The 15,371-nt window shown below is 42.6% G+C and carries 12 protein-coding genes and 1 pseudogene; 7 read left to right on the forward strand and 6 right to left on the reverse strand.

All coding sequences use genetic code 11. The features are described from left to right. The first annotated feature begins 209 nt into the window (after positions 1 to 209). Positions 210 to 1,016, forward strand: coding sequence for an SEL1-like repeat protein (locus JCM15074_RS08635; protein WP_025820835.1), 807 nt, complete (start codon positions 210 to 212; stop codon positions 1,014 to 1,016). A gap of 261 nt (positions 1,017 to 1,277) precedes the next feature. On the opposite strand, the gene JCM15074_RS08640 is transcribed toward JCM15074_RS08635, so the two are convergent. From JCM15074_RS08640 to JCM15074_RS21605, 3 genes are all read right to left on the reverse strand, one after another. After that, positions 1,278 to 2,171 (reverse strand): phosphoribulokinase, encoded by an 894-nt coding sequence (locus tag JCM15074_RS08640; protein ID WP_025820836.1) that lies wholly within the window; start codon positions 2,169 to 2,171, stop codon positions 1,278 to 1,280. 68 nt (positions 2,172 to 2,239) lie between these two features. Beyond that, positions 2,240 to 2,491, reverse strand: a complete 252-nt coding sequence (locus tag JCM15074_RS08645; protein ID WP_025820837.1) for a YheU family protein — start codon at positions 2,489 to 2,491, stop codon at positions 2,240 to 2,242. A gap of 2 nt (positions 2,492 to 2,493) precedes the next feature. Beyond that, on the reverse strand, positions 2,494 to 3,474 hold the full coding sequence (locus tag JCM15074_RS21605) for a hydrolase (RefSeq protein WP_148300766.1): 981 nt from the start codon (positions 3,472 to 3,474) through the stop codon (positions 2,494 to 2,496). Between the two features lie 141 nt (positions 3,475 to 3,615). On the opposite strand from JCM15074_RS21605, the gene JCM15074_RS08655 reads away from it, so the two are divergent. Together JCM15074_RS08655 and JCM15074_RS08660 are read left to right on the forward strand one after the other, a co-directional pair. After that, positions 3,616 to 4,137, forward strand: a complete 522-nt coding sequence (locus JCM15074_RS08655) for a hypothetical protein (RefSeq protein WP_025820838.1) — start codon at positions 3,616 to 3,618, stop codon at positions 4,135 to 4,137. Continuing rightward, a complete protein-coding gene (locus tag JCM15074_RS08660) occupies positions 4,137 to 5,723 on the forward strand; it encodes a GMC family oxidoreductase (RefSeq protein WP_025820839.1) in 1,587 nt (528 codons plus the stop codon). Before JCM15074_RS08655 ends, JCM15074_RS08660 begins: the two co-directional genes overlap by 1 nt. Positions 5,724 to 5,743: 20 nt before the next feature. Here the strand turns inward: JCM15074_RS08660 and JCM15074_RS08665 are convergent, their stop codons facing one another. Further along, entirely contained in the window at positions 5,744 to 6,160 is a 417-nt protein-coding gene (locus tag JCM15074_RS08665) for a TIGR02444 family protein (RefSeq protein WP_025820840.1), read from the reverse strand. A 19-nt stretch (positions 6,161 to 6,179) separates the two neighbouring features. Then, positions 6,180 to 8,096: an ABC transporter ATP-binding protein gene (locus JCM15074_RS08670; RefSeq protein WP_025820841.1), complete on the reverse strand. Its 1,917-nt coding sequence runs from the start codon at positions 8,094 to 8,096 to the stop codon at positions 6,180 to 6,182. Between the two features lie 167 nt (positions 8,097 to 8,263). Between JCM15074_RS08670 and JCM15074_RS08675 the strand changes: the two genes are divergently transcribed. Both JCM15074_RS08675 and dbpA read left to right on the forward strand, forming a co-directional pair. Next, a complete protein-coding gene (locus tag JCM15074_RS08675; protein WP_025820842.1) occupies positions 8,264 to 8,467 on the forward strand; it encodes a YheV family putative zinc ribbon protein in 204 nt (67 codons plus the stop codon). 100 nt (positions 8,468 to 8,567) lie between these two features. After that, on the forward strand, positions 8,568 to 9,947 hold the full coding sequence (gene dbpA / locus JCM15074_RS08680) for an ATP-dependent RNA helicase DbpA (RefSeq protein ID WP_037469458.1): 1,380 nt from the start codon (positions 8,568 to 8,570) through the stop codon (positions 9,945 to 9,947). Positions 9,948 to 10,016: 69 nt separating this feature from the next. On the opposite strand, the gene JCM15074_RS08685 is transcribed toward dbpA, so the two are convergent. Next, the gene (locus tag JCM15074_RS08685; RefSeq protein ID WP_025820844.1) at positions 10,017 to 11,462 is read right to left on the reverse strand and encodes a DEAD/DEAH box helicase; all 1,446 of its coding nucleotides are present in this window, start codon (positions 11,460 to 11,462) and stop codon (positions 10,017 to 10,019) included. Between the two features lie 301 nt (positions 11,463 to 11,763). Here JCM15074_RS08685 and cydD point away from each other — a divergent pair, with 301 nt between their 5' ends. Both cydD and cydC read left to right on the forward strand, forming a co-directional pair. Then, a complete protein-coding gene (cydD, locus tag JCM15074_RS08690) occupies positions 11,764 to 13,545 on the forward strand; it encodes a heme ABC transporter permease/ATP-binding protein CydD (protein WP_025820845.1) in 1,782 nt (593 codons plus the stop codon). After that, a pseudogene (cydC, locus tag JCM15074_RS21610) lies at positions 13,545 to 15,280 on the forward strand (heme ABC transporter ATP-binding protein/permease CydC). Before cydD ends, cydC begins: the two are co-directional and overlap by 1 nt. Positions 15,281 to 15,371 lie beyond the last annotated feature (91 nt).

Raw genomic sequence — 15,371 nt, forward strand, 5'->3', positions numbered from 1 at the left:
ATTTTGATACTTCAGTGATATAAGTCAACTAATACCTAATAAAATAATAGGGAATCGTGCAACATTGTAGCCTAAATCACATCTTGGGCTGACTAATTTAGTCATTGTTAATACTAATTGGGAATTATTATCAGTCGGAATTAAAAAAATTCGACAAAATAGGGTAATTTTGTCTATCTTAGAAGGTCAATAGCAATAAGGGAGCCAGTATGCTGTTCAAATTAACGATTTCAGCCGTGTTAATTGGATTGTCATTGCTAACGAGTTCGTTTAGTTATGCATTTTCTTTACCGCAACCAGAGCAAGATCAAGTCGCCAGTAAGGTCAATTTGATTGAATTTCAAGCTCAAAATGGCGAACCAAATGCACAATATATTTTAGGTTTAATGCGTTTAACCGGACGTTTTGTATCGGCAGATTCCAAACTGGGATTGCACTGGCTAACTTTGTCAGCGAAACAAGGCAATGAAAAAGCATCTAAAATACTTGGCGATGTTTATTTTGATGGTGAGTTGGTTGAACGTAATTTAAGTCAAGCTGAGCATTGGTATCAGTCACTTGCTGCAATAGACGACCCTTCTGTGCAAACTCGATTAGGTTATATATATGCTTCGGGGGGAAGTGGCGTTTCTCGAGATTGTGGTAAAGCCATTTCTGCTTTTGCGACCGTGGGTAATAATCAAGCTAAAAGCAATATGGCTTGGATTATGGCAACGTGTCCTGAGTCGAAGTTTAGAAATGGTCAGCAAGCGTTAAAGATCAATCAGGAGTTATTAAAAGAGGACCGCAATAATCCATCTTATTTAGATAACTTAGCGGCTGCTTATGCTGAGGTAGGAGATTTTGATGCTGCTGTCGATACCCAAAAAAATGCGCTTAAAGCATTAGCTCAATCAGCACTTAATAGTACTGAACGAGTTGGATTTGAGCAGCGTTTAGAGATGTATCAACGTGGTAAACCATACCGAGAAGTCGTGGTGTTGATTTCATCAAAGACAGAATCGAAAAAGCAGTAAGGTTGTTTAATCAGCATGATGGCGTTAATTAATACAATATGGTTACCATTTTGCTGATTTTTTAATTTGTGATGCTCGGTAGTCAATTATGGGCTAAATAAGCTTTTGATAGAACGAAAGAGACTGGCTGAAGGTTTAATGACATACTCAAGGAAATGAACAGAAAGATGGGGGAATCCATCACCAAGAGTATGTCAACCTACCAACAACTCGTTAGCGTTGTTGATAGATTCACTATAATCATTGTTGCTTAAATATAGCTTAATCTTGGTGGTCATTAGTCGTTAATGCGTGTTGGCGTTTGATAAATAATGCTTTGATTAATGGCGTTAAAATAAGCTCCATTGCCAGCGACATTTTTCCACCTGGCACCACTAAGGTGTTCATCCTCGACATAAATGAACCTTCCAACATCTGTAAATAGTAAGGGAAGTCTACATTCTCCATGCCTCTAAAGCGGATCACCACAAAACTTTCATCAAAGCTTGGGATACTTTTCGCGCTAAAAGGGTTGGAAGTATCAACGGTGGGTACCCGTTGGAAATTAATGTGAGTACGTGAGAATTGCGGCGTAATGTGATTCACATAATCATCCATACTGCGCACAATTGAGCCCATGACTTTTTCTCGGGTATGACCGCGGTCTGAGGTATCGCGAATGATTTTCTGGATCCACTCAAGGTTGACGATAGGGACCATACCAATGAGCAGGTCGACATGTTGGGCTACATCATGTTCATCAGTCACCACACCACCGTGTAAACCTTCATAATAAAGCATATCGGTATTGTCAGGTAATGGTTGCCATTGGGTAAAAGTGCCCGGCATTTGATTAAATGGCACCGCTTCATCAAAGGTATGTAAATAGCTGCGGGTTTCCCCTTGTCCTGTATGGCTATAGGTTTCAAAGCATTGAGCTAGTTTGCCAAAATCATTTGCCTCTGGGCCAAAATAACTAATACTTTTATGTTCCTCTTGGCCTTTACGGATCATCATTTCCATTTCTGCTCGGGTATAGCGGTGAAAGCTATCTCCTTCGACAATGGCTGGCTTAATCCCTAACTGTCTAAAGATATGATTAAAGGCAGTTGTCGTCGTGGTAGTTCCTGCACCTGACGACCCTGTTACTGCGATAATTGGATGTTTTGCAGACATAGTTGCAACCCGAAATGTTAAATTGCTCCATCAATTGATAACATTTATACGGTGCTAATGAGATTGGGTCAATTTATATCTAGGTTTCTCACTACCTGATCGGCACGTCTAATCGCAATACTTTGATCATCTTCACTATATTCAACTAACAATTCTTTACGTTGCAATGCTTGTTTACATTGGGCGATAGCTTGTGTGAGGCGATCACCATTAAGCGCGTCAAAACCGCCATCTTCAACTTGTGAAAATAGGTACTCTTTAATCATATTTTCGAGGGTTTCATTCGGCAGTTGAGTGAGAGCCTCATAAGGAATTTGCATGGTTACTCCAATAAAAAATCGATAACGCGTTGTTCTAAATAGTACTGTGGCCGCCAAGGCGTGCCGCCATTAATAAAGCCAACGTGGCCACCATGTGAATGCAACTCATAGTGGATAAAGTCAGGCAAGCTATCTTGGTTAGGGATAACACTTTCATCCATAAAGGGGTCATCTTCGGCATGTAAAATTAGGCTGGGGATCGGCAACTGATCTAATTGCTGAACAGTACTTGATTGTTGGTAATAGTCTTGGGCGTTTTTAAAGCCGTGTAAGGGCGCCGTAATATGCTCATCAAAATCATAGAAACGATTAAATTTTTCAAGATCTTGGGCAAGTTTAACTAAATCTGGGGCAATCGTTTCTTGGGTTAATTTTACCCGAATTTTTTGTTTGAGCTGCTTCAGTAAATATTTTTGATAAACTTTTGAAAACCCCTGTTCTAAACGTTTGGCGCTGCAACTGAGTTGGAAAGGCGCAGAAATCATCGCGGCACGTTTAATTGGAGTTTGTGGTGTATGCACTAAGTATTTACTGAGCATATTGCCGCCCAAGCTATAACCTACAGCCAATAAAGGTAAATCAGGATATTGCTGACGAATAAAATTGACGCTATTGGTTAGATCTTCAATTTCACCACTATGATAAGCACGCGCTAACCGATTGCTTTCACCTGAGCAACCCCGGTGGTGATGTACAATTGCTAGTACATTATGCTGTATACATTGGTGGATCATTCGGCGTGCATAATGGGATTGAGCACTGCCTTCCAAGCCATGAACTATGAGCACAATTGCCTTAGCTTGGGCCTGATTTTGGCTAATATCAAGGTCAATAAAATCGCCATCAGCAAGCCCTAATCTCTGCCGAATTAACTGCGCAGATTTAGGTTTAGTCAGCACAGGTAAGATTGTTTGCAGATGCTTATTTTTAGCCCACCAAGGTGGCGTAAATTGGCGACTGGAATTTGGAATAAATTTGCTCATAATTCAAACGTATGTTTTATTAGTATTATCATTTTACAGCAATAATATACTTAAATGGATTAGGGATACAGTGAGCAATGTTTCTTATTATTTGAGTGGCTGTACAAGTAGAATATTGGTCATTATCAAGGATGGATTTTAATGGAGCGGCGACGTTTTCTAGTCTCAGTATTAGCAGTGAGCAGTGCATTGGCTGTAGGCAGTTATCATTATTTACAGATTGATGATCTGGATGATGTTGATGGTCGAGATTTATTGTTAGCCTGCTTAATACCTGTATTGTTAGCCGGAGCGTTACCCGAGGTTCCTTCGCATCGTCAGCAGAGTATTAATCGAACCATCATCGCCATTAAAGATGCGATAGCCGTGCTCGTGCCAGCAGAGCAACAACAAATTGAACAACTACTGACGCTGTTAGAACAACGGTTAGGTTTATTGATATTAACAGGCAGTGCCACGCCATTGTTACTGCGTCAACCGCAACAGTTGAACCAGATGCTTAATGAGTGGCGGGACAGCTATTTAGATTTATATCAGCAAGCTTATTTAGGATTAAAAGAGCTGTTTATGGCCAGTTTTTATGCCTGCCCTGAGCATTGGGCTGCATTGGATTATCAATTGCCTCATATTGCCAGTGTGACTCAATACAAGGATGGTAAATAATGATGATAGTAGATCCTATCAAACAAGGTCTCGCACAAGGCTGGCAACATATAGATGTTGGATTACAAACTGAAAATAGTACGTTAGAAGCCGATGTTGTTATTGTCGGTACGGGGGCTGGTGGCGGCGTAGCGGCTGAGATGCTTACCGCAGCAGGCTTTAACGTGCTTATGGTCGAGGCTGGATCGTTACAATCCTCTACTGATTTTACGATGCAAGAGCGCAATGCCTATCCTGAAATGTATCAACAAGCTGCAGCAATGCGGACCAAAGATAAAGCGATTGGTATCTTTCAAGGCCGCACTGTTGGTGGCTCAACCACAATAAACTGGACCACTTCTATTCGTACGCCTGAGCCGACTTTAGATTATTGGGCTAGTGCAAAATCAGTGCAGGGACTTTCGCCGGCGCAGCTGCAGCCTTGGTTTGAGCAAATGGAACAACGTTTATCTATTGCACCATGGCCAGTGCCGCCGAACCCTAATAATCGTATTTTGAAAGAAGGCTGCCAAAAATTGGGTTGGCAGCATACGGTAATTAGCCGTAATGTGGCAGGTTGCTGGAACTTAGGCTATTGCGGCATGGGATGCCCTGTTAATGCTAAACAGTCAATGCTAGTGACCACCATTCCTGAAGCGTTATCGAAAGGAGCCAGATTACTGACCCGTGCGCAGGCTTATCAGTTAGAACATCATGCTGATAAAGCCACTGCGCTGCTTGTCCGAGGTTTACATCGTCAAGGCCAGCCCACAGGCGTTACTGTTACCATCAAAGCTAAACATTATGTGTTGGCAGCTGGGGCTATTCATACTCCGAGTTTGTTGATGCGTTCACATGTTGATGACCCTCATAAAGTCTTAGGTAATGGTATTTTTCTGCATCCAACCTTGTTAAGTGGTGCCATATTTGATGAGCAAGTTAAAGCCAGTAATGGTGCACCGCAATCGATTTACTCAGATGAGTTTGTGTGGCAAGGCGGTGTTACTGAGACCATTGGTTATAAACTTGAGGTGCCGCCAGTTCATCCTGTGTTATTGGCCTCAAAACTGATTGGTTACGGTCAGAGTCATGCGCAAATCATGGACAAGTTTAACCAGCTTCAAGTTACTATCGCATTGATCCGAGATGGTTTTAATCGTCATCTACCTGGCGGTAAAGTACATCTCGATGGTGAGCAGGTTAGCCTTGATTATCCTTTGGATTATCAATTTTGGGCTGTCACAAGACGAGCATTGCTGAGTATGGCTGAACTGCAGTTTGCGGCTGGAGCAAAGCAGGTGTTGCCATTAACCGATGGCATGCAATTATTAAACTCATGGCATGAGGCCAAGCAAGCCATTGCAACAGTGACGCTAGCCCCATTAAAAACAATTGTGGCCTCAGCTCATGTCATGGGCGGCTGTGCATTTGGTGAAGATACCCAACAAGCTTGGGTTAATAGTGAAGGTAGAAGTCACTACTTAGAAAATGTGTCAGTGCTGGATGGATCTATTTTTCCGACCAGTTTAGGGGCGAACCCACAGCTGTCTATTTACGCGATTACAGCAAAAAATGTGGCAAGTTTAATTAAACAGCTAGGGCGTTAAAATGCGCTAAATAAGTTGATTTAGGCTGGAAATTGCTGACGATTCAAACCAAATATGGCTAAGTAATGATCCATGTTTTGGGTTGATGAGGTTGTTTGTTGTTGCTCAAGCCATGTTGAGATGAGCGTCTGTAATTTGCGCTCAAATACCAGTTCGAGTTTGAGCATTTGCTGATATTCAATGGTGCTTAGTACAGCTTTGTTCTGACGTCTTAATTGTCTAAAAGGCGTCAATAATTGGCTTTCAAATTGCGTTGTTTGCTGTTGCAATGATTGCCAACAAGTCAAAGGTAAGCCGAGTTGTTGCTTATCTAAATAGTAGGCCAATAATAAAAGGTTAATATTGACCTGATACTGATCTTGTAGCTCAATACAGCGTTGTTGTAAGTGAGGATAATAGCGTTCAACTTGTTGCCAATCTGCTTGAGTTAATTGCATATATCCTCCCTTTTCAGCATTACGATGCTTGCATTGTTTCTTGCTCTATCTGTTCAATTTGTTCTTGTAGCTCAAGCCAGTCCATTTCACTTTCTTCAAGCTGTTGGGTTAGGCTGGTTCGTTCTGTAAGTACTTGAGTTAGTTTCGCTTTATTATCAGCGTCATACAATGAAGTATCTGCTAACATTTGCTCAAGTTCTGCAAGTCGGTCACTGGCTTTTTCTTGTTCAGTTTCAAGTTTAGTTTGCTTTTTCTTCAGTGGTGATAGCTTTTGGCGTAATTCAGCTTCTAACCGCTTTTGCAGTTTTTTATCGACAATCGGTGCGCCATCAGCTTTAGCCTGTGAGACCACTTGGTTAGCTGCTTTCGCAGCATCTAATAACCATTGGTGGTAATCATCTAAATCGCCATTAAAGGTGTTTACCTCTCCCTTGTCGACTAAATAGTAATCACTACAGGTGAGTCGCAGTAAGTGTCTATCGTGCGATACAATCACCATTGCACCTTCAAAGGTTTGCAAGGCCATGGTCAATGCATGACGCATCTCTAAATCTAAGTGGTTGGTTGGCTCATCGAGTAGCAATAGGTTAGGGCGCTGCCATACGAGCAAGGCCAATACTAAACGGGCTTTTTCACCACCGGAGAAAGGTCTGACTTTCGACAGCGCCATATCACCGTTAAAACCAAATCCACCCAGGAAATCACGTAACTCTTGTTCACGACTATTTGGTGCTAATCGTGACAAATGCTCAAGCGGCGTATCGTCAAGACGTAAGAATTCAATTTGATGCTGAGCGAAGTAACCAATATTTAAGCCTGGATTGGGTTGATATAAGCCGCTCATCGGCGTCAACTCTTCAGCCAGCAACTTAATTAATGTTGATTTACCCGCACCGTTACGACCCAATAGACCAATGCGTGCGCCGGGCACTAAGTTAAGGTGCACTTTGCTTAGGATTTGTTTGTCATCATAACCCACAGCAACATGCTCCATAGTCACCAATGGATTCGGCAGAGCTTCAGGCGCTTTAAATTCCATGTAGAATTGGCTATCAGCTTTTGATGGCAACAATTCTGTCATACGTTCTAATGCTTTTAAGCGGCTTTGTGCTTGCTTAGCTTTACTGGCTTTACTGCGGAAGCGATCAATAAATGATTGCATATGCGCACGATCTTTTTGTTGTTTATCATAAGCCACTTGTTGCTGTGCCATTCGTTCTGCACGGATGCGCTCAAAGGCACTGTAGTTACCTTTGTAGTAATTCAGTTTATGGTTTTCAACGTGCACAATTTCATCCACTACACCATCAATAAAGTCACGGTCGTGGCTGATTAGGATCAGTGTACCTTGATACGATTTTATCCAACCTTCTAACCAGTACATAGTATCTAAGTCTAAGTGGTTAGTGGGTTCGTCGAGTAAGAGTAATTCAGAACGACACAACAGTGCTTGAGCAAGGTTTAAGCGCATACGCCAACCACCTGAGAAGCTCTTTACTGGACGGTGTTGTTCATCTTCATTAAAACCAAGACCCGCAAGTAAAATACCTGCGCGTGAGCGAATTTGATAACCGCCGATAGCATCTATTTTACCGTGCAGTGTCGCGATAGCATTACCATCATTTTTTTGTTCGGCAAGAGCCAGTTCCGCTTCTAATTGACGGTATTCAACATCACCATCAATCACATATTCAATGGCAGGGGTCTCTAATGCTGGTGCATGCTGCGCAACGCTGGCAATACGCCAACTTGCTGGCAGATTGATTTCACCTTTATCTAAGCTTAGTTGGCCTAAGATTAAACTTAATAGTGATGACTTACCTGAACCATTGGCACCCACTAAGCCGACACGGTGGCCAGGGTAAATAGTTAAGGCGGCATCTTCTAGTAGCGTTTTAGTACCGCGGATTAATTCTGCTTCAGTAATGGTGATCATTCAGAGATAACTGCTTATGTCTATCGGAAGTAAAGAGGGGGCTGATTTTAGCGCAAATTACCTTGCTTAGGCTATATTTTAACTGCCAATAGTCAGTGAACTTATGTCAAAATGAGATAAAGTGGATGCTCTCAAAGTCGTTTGAGTATTAACAAGGATGAAGAACAATGACCCTTAAAAAAGTAAAGAAACGTTTTGTTGCTGGTGCTAAATGCCCACAATGTGGGGAATTAGATTCCATTTTACTGTTTTTAGAACATGGTATTGAAACTATAGAGTGTACCGATTGCGATTACCGCGAGCAGCAAACAGACAATAATATTAAAAAATCTACTCAAGCTGAAATGATCGGTTTATTCAAGCCTGAATAGTGCTAGTAAGATATAGCTGATATAATTCGGCCGCTTGCTGTTTTGGTAAGCATATTTGAAATAGGAAATAACCTTGAGCAATCAGCAAAAAACAGCCTCTATGGCTTTTTCATCAGTCGGTCTTTCAAAGCCATTAGTCGATAACCTAGCAAGTTTAGGTTATGAGCAAATGACACCAATTCAAGCACAAAGCTTACCTGCTATCATTGCTGGTAATGATGTGATTGCTCAAGCAAAAACAGGTAGTGGCAAAACTGCTGCTTTTGGTTTGGGTTTATTGAATAAACTGGATGTTAAGCGTTTCCGTATTCAAACCATGGTGTTATGTCCAACTCGCGAACTTGCGGATCAGGTGGCAAAAGAGCTACGTAAATTAGCGCGTGGTATTCATAACATTAAAATTCTTACCTTATGTGGTGGCGTACCAATGGGACCTCAAATTGGCTCATTAGAACATGGCGCGCATATCATTGTGGGTACACCGGGTCGTATCGTTGATCATTTAGAGCGTGGCCGTTTGCATTTAGATGACTTAACGACATTAGTACTTGATGAAGCTGATCGTATGTTAGAGATGGGCTTTAGTGCTGCATTAGATACCATTCTTGATTACACGCCATTGCAGCGTCAAACATTACTGTTTAGTGCGACTTTCCCTAAACAAATTGAGCAGATGGCGAAAGACATCATGGTCACGCCTGTGACCGTAAAAGTGGCTTCAACCCATGATACTCATAGTATTGAACAGCATTTCTACCAAGTTGCAGATAACCATGCGCGTTTAGCTGCATTAAAGTTATTGTTACTTAAGCATCGCCCAGAAAGTGCCGTCGTATTTTGTAATATGCGCCGTGAAACGCAAGAAGTTGCAGATACTTTAGCGGCTGCAGGATTTAGCGTATTGGAACTTAACGGTGATTTAGAGCAGCGTGACCGTGACCAAACTTTAATTCAGTTTGCCAATAAGAGCGCATCAATTCTGGTTGCGACCGATGTTGCTGCACGAGGCTTAGATATTGACGCACTAGATTTAGTGGTGAACTATCAATTAGCTTACGATAGTGAAGTGCATATCCACCGTATTGGCCGTACAGGCCGTGCAGGCGCCAAAGGACAAGCATTAAGCTTATACACTGAATCAGAAGCACATAAGTTAGTGGCTTTAGAAGATACCCTAGGTATCACCATTGACAGTGAAGCACTACCGACACCTGCTGATGTTTCTATGACACCGCCAGAGCCTGTAATGATCACCATTCACGTTGATGCGGGCAAGAAGCAAAAAATTCGTCCGGGTGACATCTTAGGCGCGTTAACGGGTGAGAATGGTATTGCGGGTAGCGATGTAGGTAAGATCCAAGTAACCGATTACCGCTCTTATGTGGCTGTGCGTCGTAGTGTCGCTAAAGTGGCTGTCAATAAGATCAGCAAAGGTAAGCTTAAAGGTCGTACTTGCCGTGCTTGGTTAATGAATAACTAAACTCGGTAAATTGATATTAAAAAGGCGTGCTCAGCACGCCTTTTTTGATCTCACTAAATTATTCAGAGTTTAAGAATTTGCTTCACTCTTTGGTTTAGCGTTTTGCCATACATTGGTATTGCTACCGGTATTGGCTGTGTTATTACTTAAGCGACGTTTGCTTGGCTGCTGTGGCTTATAGTTTGTTTTTGGCTTAGCAGGCTTATTTTCTGACGTTGCTGCACCATTACCACGACGAGGTGATTGTGGGCGGCTTTCGCCATTAGCACTGCGGCCTGAATTGTTGTTACGGCGTTGACCTTGACCGGCAGAGTTACGCGCTGAACGTTGGCCATTAGCAGGTTTGCTCGCTGAGCTGTTTTGATGGAATACCTGTAGTGGCATTTCAGGTTCAAAACCTTCAGTTTCACGGCGTTCAATCTGCTTACCAATCAGCTTCTCAATATCACGCAGTAATTTTGATTCATCATTACTAACGAGTGATACTGCTTGTCCAGATGCACCCGCACGGCCTGTACGGCCAATACGATGAACGTAATCTTCAGGTACGTTTGGTAAGTCGAAGTTAACCACTTGTGGTAGTTGATCAATATCTAAACCACGTGCCGCAATATCCGTTGCAACTAAAACTTGCACCTTACCAGACTTAAAGTTAGCTAATGCTTGAGTACGGGCATTTTGGCTCTTGTTGCCATGAATAGCTGCGGCATTAATGCCTTTGCCTTCAAGGGTTTTAGCCAAACGGTTAGCACCATGTTTAGTGCGGCTAAATACCAATACCTGATGCCAGTTTTCCTGTTTAATTAATTTGACCAATAAAGCACTCTTACGCGCTTTATCAACAGGACAAATTAACTGCTTAACAGTATTGGCCGTGGTATTGCGAGGTGTTACTGAGACTTCAACAGGGTTGTTGACTAGACCTTTTGCTAATGCTCGGATTTCATCTGAGAAAGTGGCCGAAAACATTAAGTTTTGGCGCTTAGCAGGTAGGATCGCTAAAATTCTACGGATATCGTGAATAAAGCCCATATCTAACATACGGTCAGCTTCATCCAGAACTAAAATTTCTAGACGATCAAATTTTACTGCGCCCTGCTGGTATAGATCCATCAAACGACCAGGCGTGGCCACTAAAATATCAACGCCACGGCTTAACTTACTAATTTGTGGGCCAATGCTGACGCCACCAAAAACAACCGTTGAGCGTAATGGTAACTGAGCGCCATATTGAGTAACGCTCTCGCCAATTTGCGCCGCAAGCTCACGGGTTGGCGTTAAAATAAGTGTACGAACCTGCTTAGCTGGTGCTTTGATGCCTTTAGCTAATAAAGTGAGCACAGGTAGCGTAAAACCTGCCGTTTTGCCTGTTCCCGTTTGGGCGGCAGCCATAACATCGCGGCCTTGTAGTACGGCTGGGATTGCTTCTGCTTGGATTGGTGATGGAGTGGTGTAACCTTGTTTGGCTACGGCTTTTAAAATTGACTCGGGTAAACCGAGGGAGGCAAAGCTCATAGAATCTTCTCTTGTCGCCGAAAACGGCATAAAAATGGTGTGCTCACCTGCGTGACAGGCCGCGCAGTGTAGCGCATCTGTGGCAAAAGTGCGAATTATCTCCAATTAGCGCTTATTTAGTGGACGATGAAGTTAATTTACTAGGCTTTTATTGGCTTAATGCTTACAATTTGTTGATCTGGATCAAATACCTTAGGGCTTCAGTTTATTCTTTAGTTGAGGCTTGAGATACTTGTGTCACATTAATACTCTGCTGGCGTTCATTCGTGGGTAGAGCCAGCAGTTAAATGTTTGAGATATCATGGATAAAACCCTAGAGAAAATCCTTACAAAGTGGCTTAAGCAACAAAAACAAGCCTGCGGTATCTATTTAAAATTAGCCATATCATTCGGCGTCTTGTCGGGCATGGCATTAGTCGCTCAGGCTTACTGTATTGCCACTGTACTGCATGGTGTCATTATTGCTAAGCAGCCTGTTGCACAATTCACCTTACCGTTAGTGTCATTATTGGTGTTGATCGGTGTTAGAGCGCTGCTCGCTTATGGCCGTGAACGGGTAAGTTTTGAAGCAGGTAGACGCTTAAGACAACAAATGCGAGCCAATGTGCTTGATAAACTGACACGTATGGGGCCGGGATTTATTCAAGGTAAACCCGCTGGTAGCTGGGCAAGTATCGTGTTAGAGCAGGTTGAAGATCTGCAAGATTTCTATGCCAGATATTTGCCGCAAATTGCGTTAGCAGGTTTTATTCCATTGATTATTTTAGTCGCCGTGTTCCCGATTAACTGGGCTGGTGGCATTATTTTATTGGCCACAGCACCGCTTATCCCATTGTTTATGATTTTAGTGGGCATGGGAGCCGCTGATGCTAACCGCAAAAATTTTAGTGCATTAGCCAAATTGAGCGGTCATTTTATGGATCGTTTACAAGGCTTAGCGACATTAAAACGATTTTATCGTGCTGAATCTGAAATTAAACAGATCAGTAAAGCGTCAGAAGAGTTTAGAGAGCGCACCATGTCAGTATTACGGCTGGCATTTTTAAGCTCTGCAGTATTAGAGTTCTTTGCCGCGGTATCTATTGCGGTGTTGGCGGTTTATTTTGGTTTTAGTTACCTCGGTCATTTAGATTTTGGTCATTATGGTGCGCCTATTAGCCTGTTTACTGGCTTATTTGTGTTGATTCTGGCGCCAGAGTTTTACCAGCCATTGCGAGATATGGGGACTCATTATCATGCTAAAGCGCAAGCGATTGGCGCAGCTGAAGAGTTAATGAAACTGTTGGATGCACCAGAGCCTAACATGCAAGGTCAGCAACCACTAACTGCTGATATTAGTATTGAAGCCCATGAGTTAACGGTTTTTAGTCATGATGGTTGTCAATTATTAGGACCGATTAGTTTTCGTGTTTGTGCCGGTCAACATCTTGCTATCGTGGGGCCAAGTGGCGCAGGTAAAACGAGTTTACTGCAGGCTTTGCTTGGTTTTTTACCTTATCAAGGTTCGCTCAAAATTAGCGGGATTGAATTACAGCAACTAGATCTTGTGAGTTGGCGCCAAAAACTCGCTTGGTTAGGTCAAGAGCCACAGCTATTTCATGGTTCGATTCGCGATAATATTTGCTTAAATGGTAATGATCTAACCGATGAACAAGTGTTGCAATTACTTAAGCAAGCGCATATTGCAGACTGGGTAGAAAGCCTGACTCAAGGGTTAAATTATCAATTAACTGAGCAAACCCAAGGCTTATCCGTGGGCCAAGCACAACGAATTGCACTGGCGCGAGCATTTGCTCAACAAGCCAGTTGTTATGTGTTAGATGAGCCGACAGCAAGTTTAGACAGTATTAGTGAACAACTTGTATTGCAAAGTTTAGCCGCGGCAACAGCCGATAAAACCTGTGTAATGGTGACCCATAGACTTGATCAATTGCAGCAAATTGAACAGATTATCGTATTAGATAAAGGCATTATTGTGGAGCAGGGTAGCTTTTTGCAGTTAGCTAATGGCAATGGCGTTTTTGCCCAGATGCAGTATGAGTCTAGCCAGTCAGTGACTGACCTCAATTTAGGGGCTGAATAATGAAAGCATTAATACCCTTTATTAAATTATTTAAGCAGCAATGGTTATTTATGAGCTTAGGTCTATTGCTCACTATGACCACGATTATTGCTGGCATAGGCCTATTGTCATTGTCCGGTTGGTTTCTATCCGCAGCCGCCGTTGCAGGCCTAACTGCGGCAACAGCGCTTGCATTCAACTTCTTTACTCCAGCGGGCGGCGTGCGCTTTTTATCCATTGCGCGTACAGCTAGCCGTTATGGTGAACGTTTAGTTACTCATGAGGCGACCTTTAGATTATTAACTAATTTACGGGTTTGGGTCTGGCAAAAGTTATTGCCTTTGTCTGCTAAAAACCTACAAGGTGTGCGCCGTGGTGATCTGCTTAATCGATTAGTGGCTGATATTGATACCTTAGATCATCTTTATCTGCGTTTATTAGTGCCAATGACAGGCTCATTATTAGTGTTAGGGCTGTTATACCTCTTTTTAGCCATGTTTGATGCCAGCCTAGCTAAAGTGCTATGTGGTATTTTACTGGCGATGTGGTTACTTATTCCTGCGCTATTTTATCTGTTAGGCAGAGAACCCGGTGTGGCGCAGGTACAAACCAAAGCCAATTATAGAGTGACTTTGCTTGAGTATTTGCAGGGCCAATCAGAGTTAACCTTATTTGGTGCTAATCAGCGTTATCGTCAGCAATTGGATGATAGCGAAATGGCGTTACATCGGGCACAAATCGCTATGGCAAATGTGAGTGCATTAAGCCAAGCTTGTTTAGTGTTAATGAGCGGTATTGCTGTGATAGTGATGCTCTATCTATCCGCTCAAGGTGTTGGCAGTCATGTGCCGCCGGGGCCTTTAATGGCATTGATGGTGTTTGCGACAATGGCGTGTATTGAGATGATGATGCCGCTAGCGGGGGCATTTCAACATTTATCAGCATGTGTTATGGCGGCTAATCGCTTAACCCAAGTGACTGAACAGCAAAGTGATATTGTGTTTAATCCGCAAGCAACGGCATCATTAACAGATGTCAGTATCAGCTTTAAGCAAGTGAGCTTTGGTTATGATGCGCAAGTCCCTGTTTTACAAAATTTAGATTTGCACATTGTGGCGGGCAGCAAAGTCGCTATTTTAGGTAAAACAGGCTCTGGTAAATCCAGTTTATTGAGTTTATTAACCCGTGAGTGGCAGCCACAACAAGGCAAATTTGTTTAACTGAACGTGCCATTGGCGATTACAGTGAGTTTGCCCTGCGCCAAGGGATGAGCCTTGTGAGTCAGCGTATCTATTTGTTTAGTGCAACTTTACGGGATAACTTAACGATTGCGTTAATGCCTGACCAAAAAGTCGATGATTTACGTTTGCTCGAGGTGCTTAATCAAGTGGGTTTAGCCAATTTAACTGAAATTGAGCGACCACTTGATTTATGGCTTGGTGCGGGAGGAAGACAGCTTTCTGGCGGTGAGCAGCGCCGTATTGGTGTGGCACGAGTATTATTGCGTGATGCTCCTTTGTTGTTATTAGATGAACCCACCGAAGGTTTAGATAAAGCGACTGAGCGCGATATTTTAAAACTGCTGTTTGAGTTTGCCCAAGGAAAAACCATGGTGATGATCAGTCACCGACTTACCGCAATGGCATTGATGGATAATATTCATTTGTTGGAAGCGGGAAAAATTCGAATTAGTGGCAATCATCAACAGCTATTAGCCACGGATGATTATTATCGTAGTTTGTATCAACAACTATAGCGGTAATAGTTAAGTGATTGATGATGTAAAAACCCTGCCATGAGCAGGGTTTTTAATATGGTTTAACTCACAGTAAGCAAGTGAGCTTAAC

This window comes from Shewanella marina JCM 15074, from assembly GCF_000614975.1.
GTDB lineage: Bacteria > Pseudomonadota > Gammaproteobacteria > Enterobacterales > Shewanellaceae > Shewanella > Shewanella marina.

Coding starts and splice junctions, on each gene's coding strand:
- JCM15074_RS08660 (WP_025820839.1), top strand. CDS start 4,137: ATGATGATAGTAGATCCTATCAAACAAGGTCTCGCACAAGGCTGGCAA.
- JCM15074_RS21605 (WP_148300766.1), bottom strand. CDS start 3,474: ATGAGCAAATTTATTCCAAATTCCAGTCGCCAATTTACGCCACCTTGG.
- JCM15074_RS08655 (WP_025820838.1), top strand. CDS start 3,616: ATGGAGCGGCGACGTTTTCTAGTCTCAGTATTAGCAGTGAGCAGTGCA.
- JCM15074_RS08665 (WP_025820840.1), bottom strand. CDS start 6,160: ATGCAATTAACTCAAGCAGATTGGCAACAAGTTGAACGCTATTATCCT.
- cydD (WP_025820845.1), top strand. CDS start 11,764: ATGGATAAAACCCTAGAGAAAATCCTTACAAAGTGGCTTAAGCAACAA.
- JCM15074_RS08635 (WP_025820835.1), top strand. CDS start 210: ATGCTGTTCAAATTAACGATTTCAGCCGTGTTAATTGGATTGTCATTG.
- JCM15074_RS08640 (WP_025820836.1), bottom strand. CDS start 2,171: ATGTCTGCAAAACATCCAATTATCGCAGTAACAGGGTCGTCAGGTGCA.
- JCM15074_RS08645 (WP_025820837.1), bottom strand. CDS start 2,491: ATGCAAATTCCTTATGAGGCTCTCACTCAACTGCCGAATGAAACCCTC.
- JCM15074_RS08670 (WP_025820841.1), bottom strand. CDS start 8,096: ATGATCACCATTACTGAAGCAGAATTAATCCGCGGTACTAAAACGCTA.
- dbpA (WP_037469458.1), top strand. CDS start 8,568: ATGGCTTTTTCATCAGTCGGTCTTTCAAAGCCATTAGTCGATAACCTA.
- JCM15074_RS08685 (WP_025820844.1), bottom strand. CDS start 11,462: ATGAGCTTTGCCTCCCTCGGTTTACCCGAGTCAATTTTAAAAGCCGTA.
- JCM15074_RS08675 (WP_025820842.1), top strand. CDS start 8,264: ATGACCCTTAAAAAAGTAAAGAAACGTTTTGTTGCTGGTGCTAAATGC.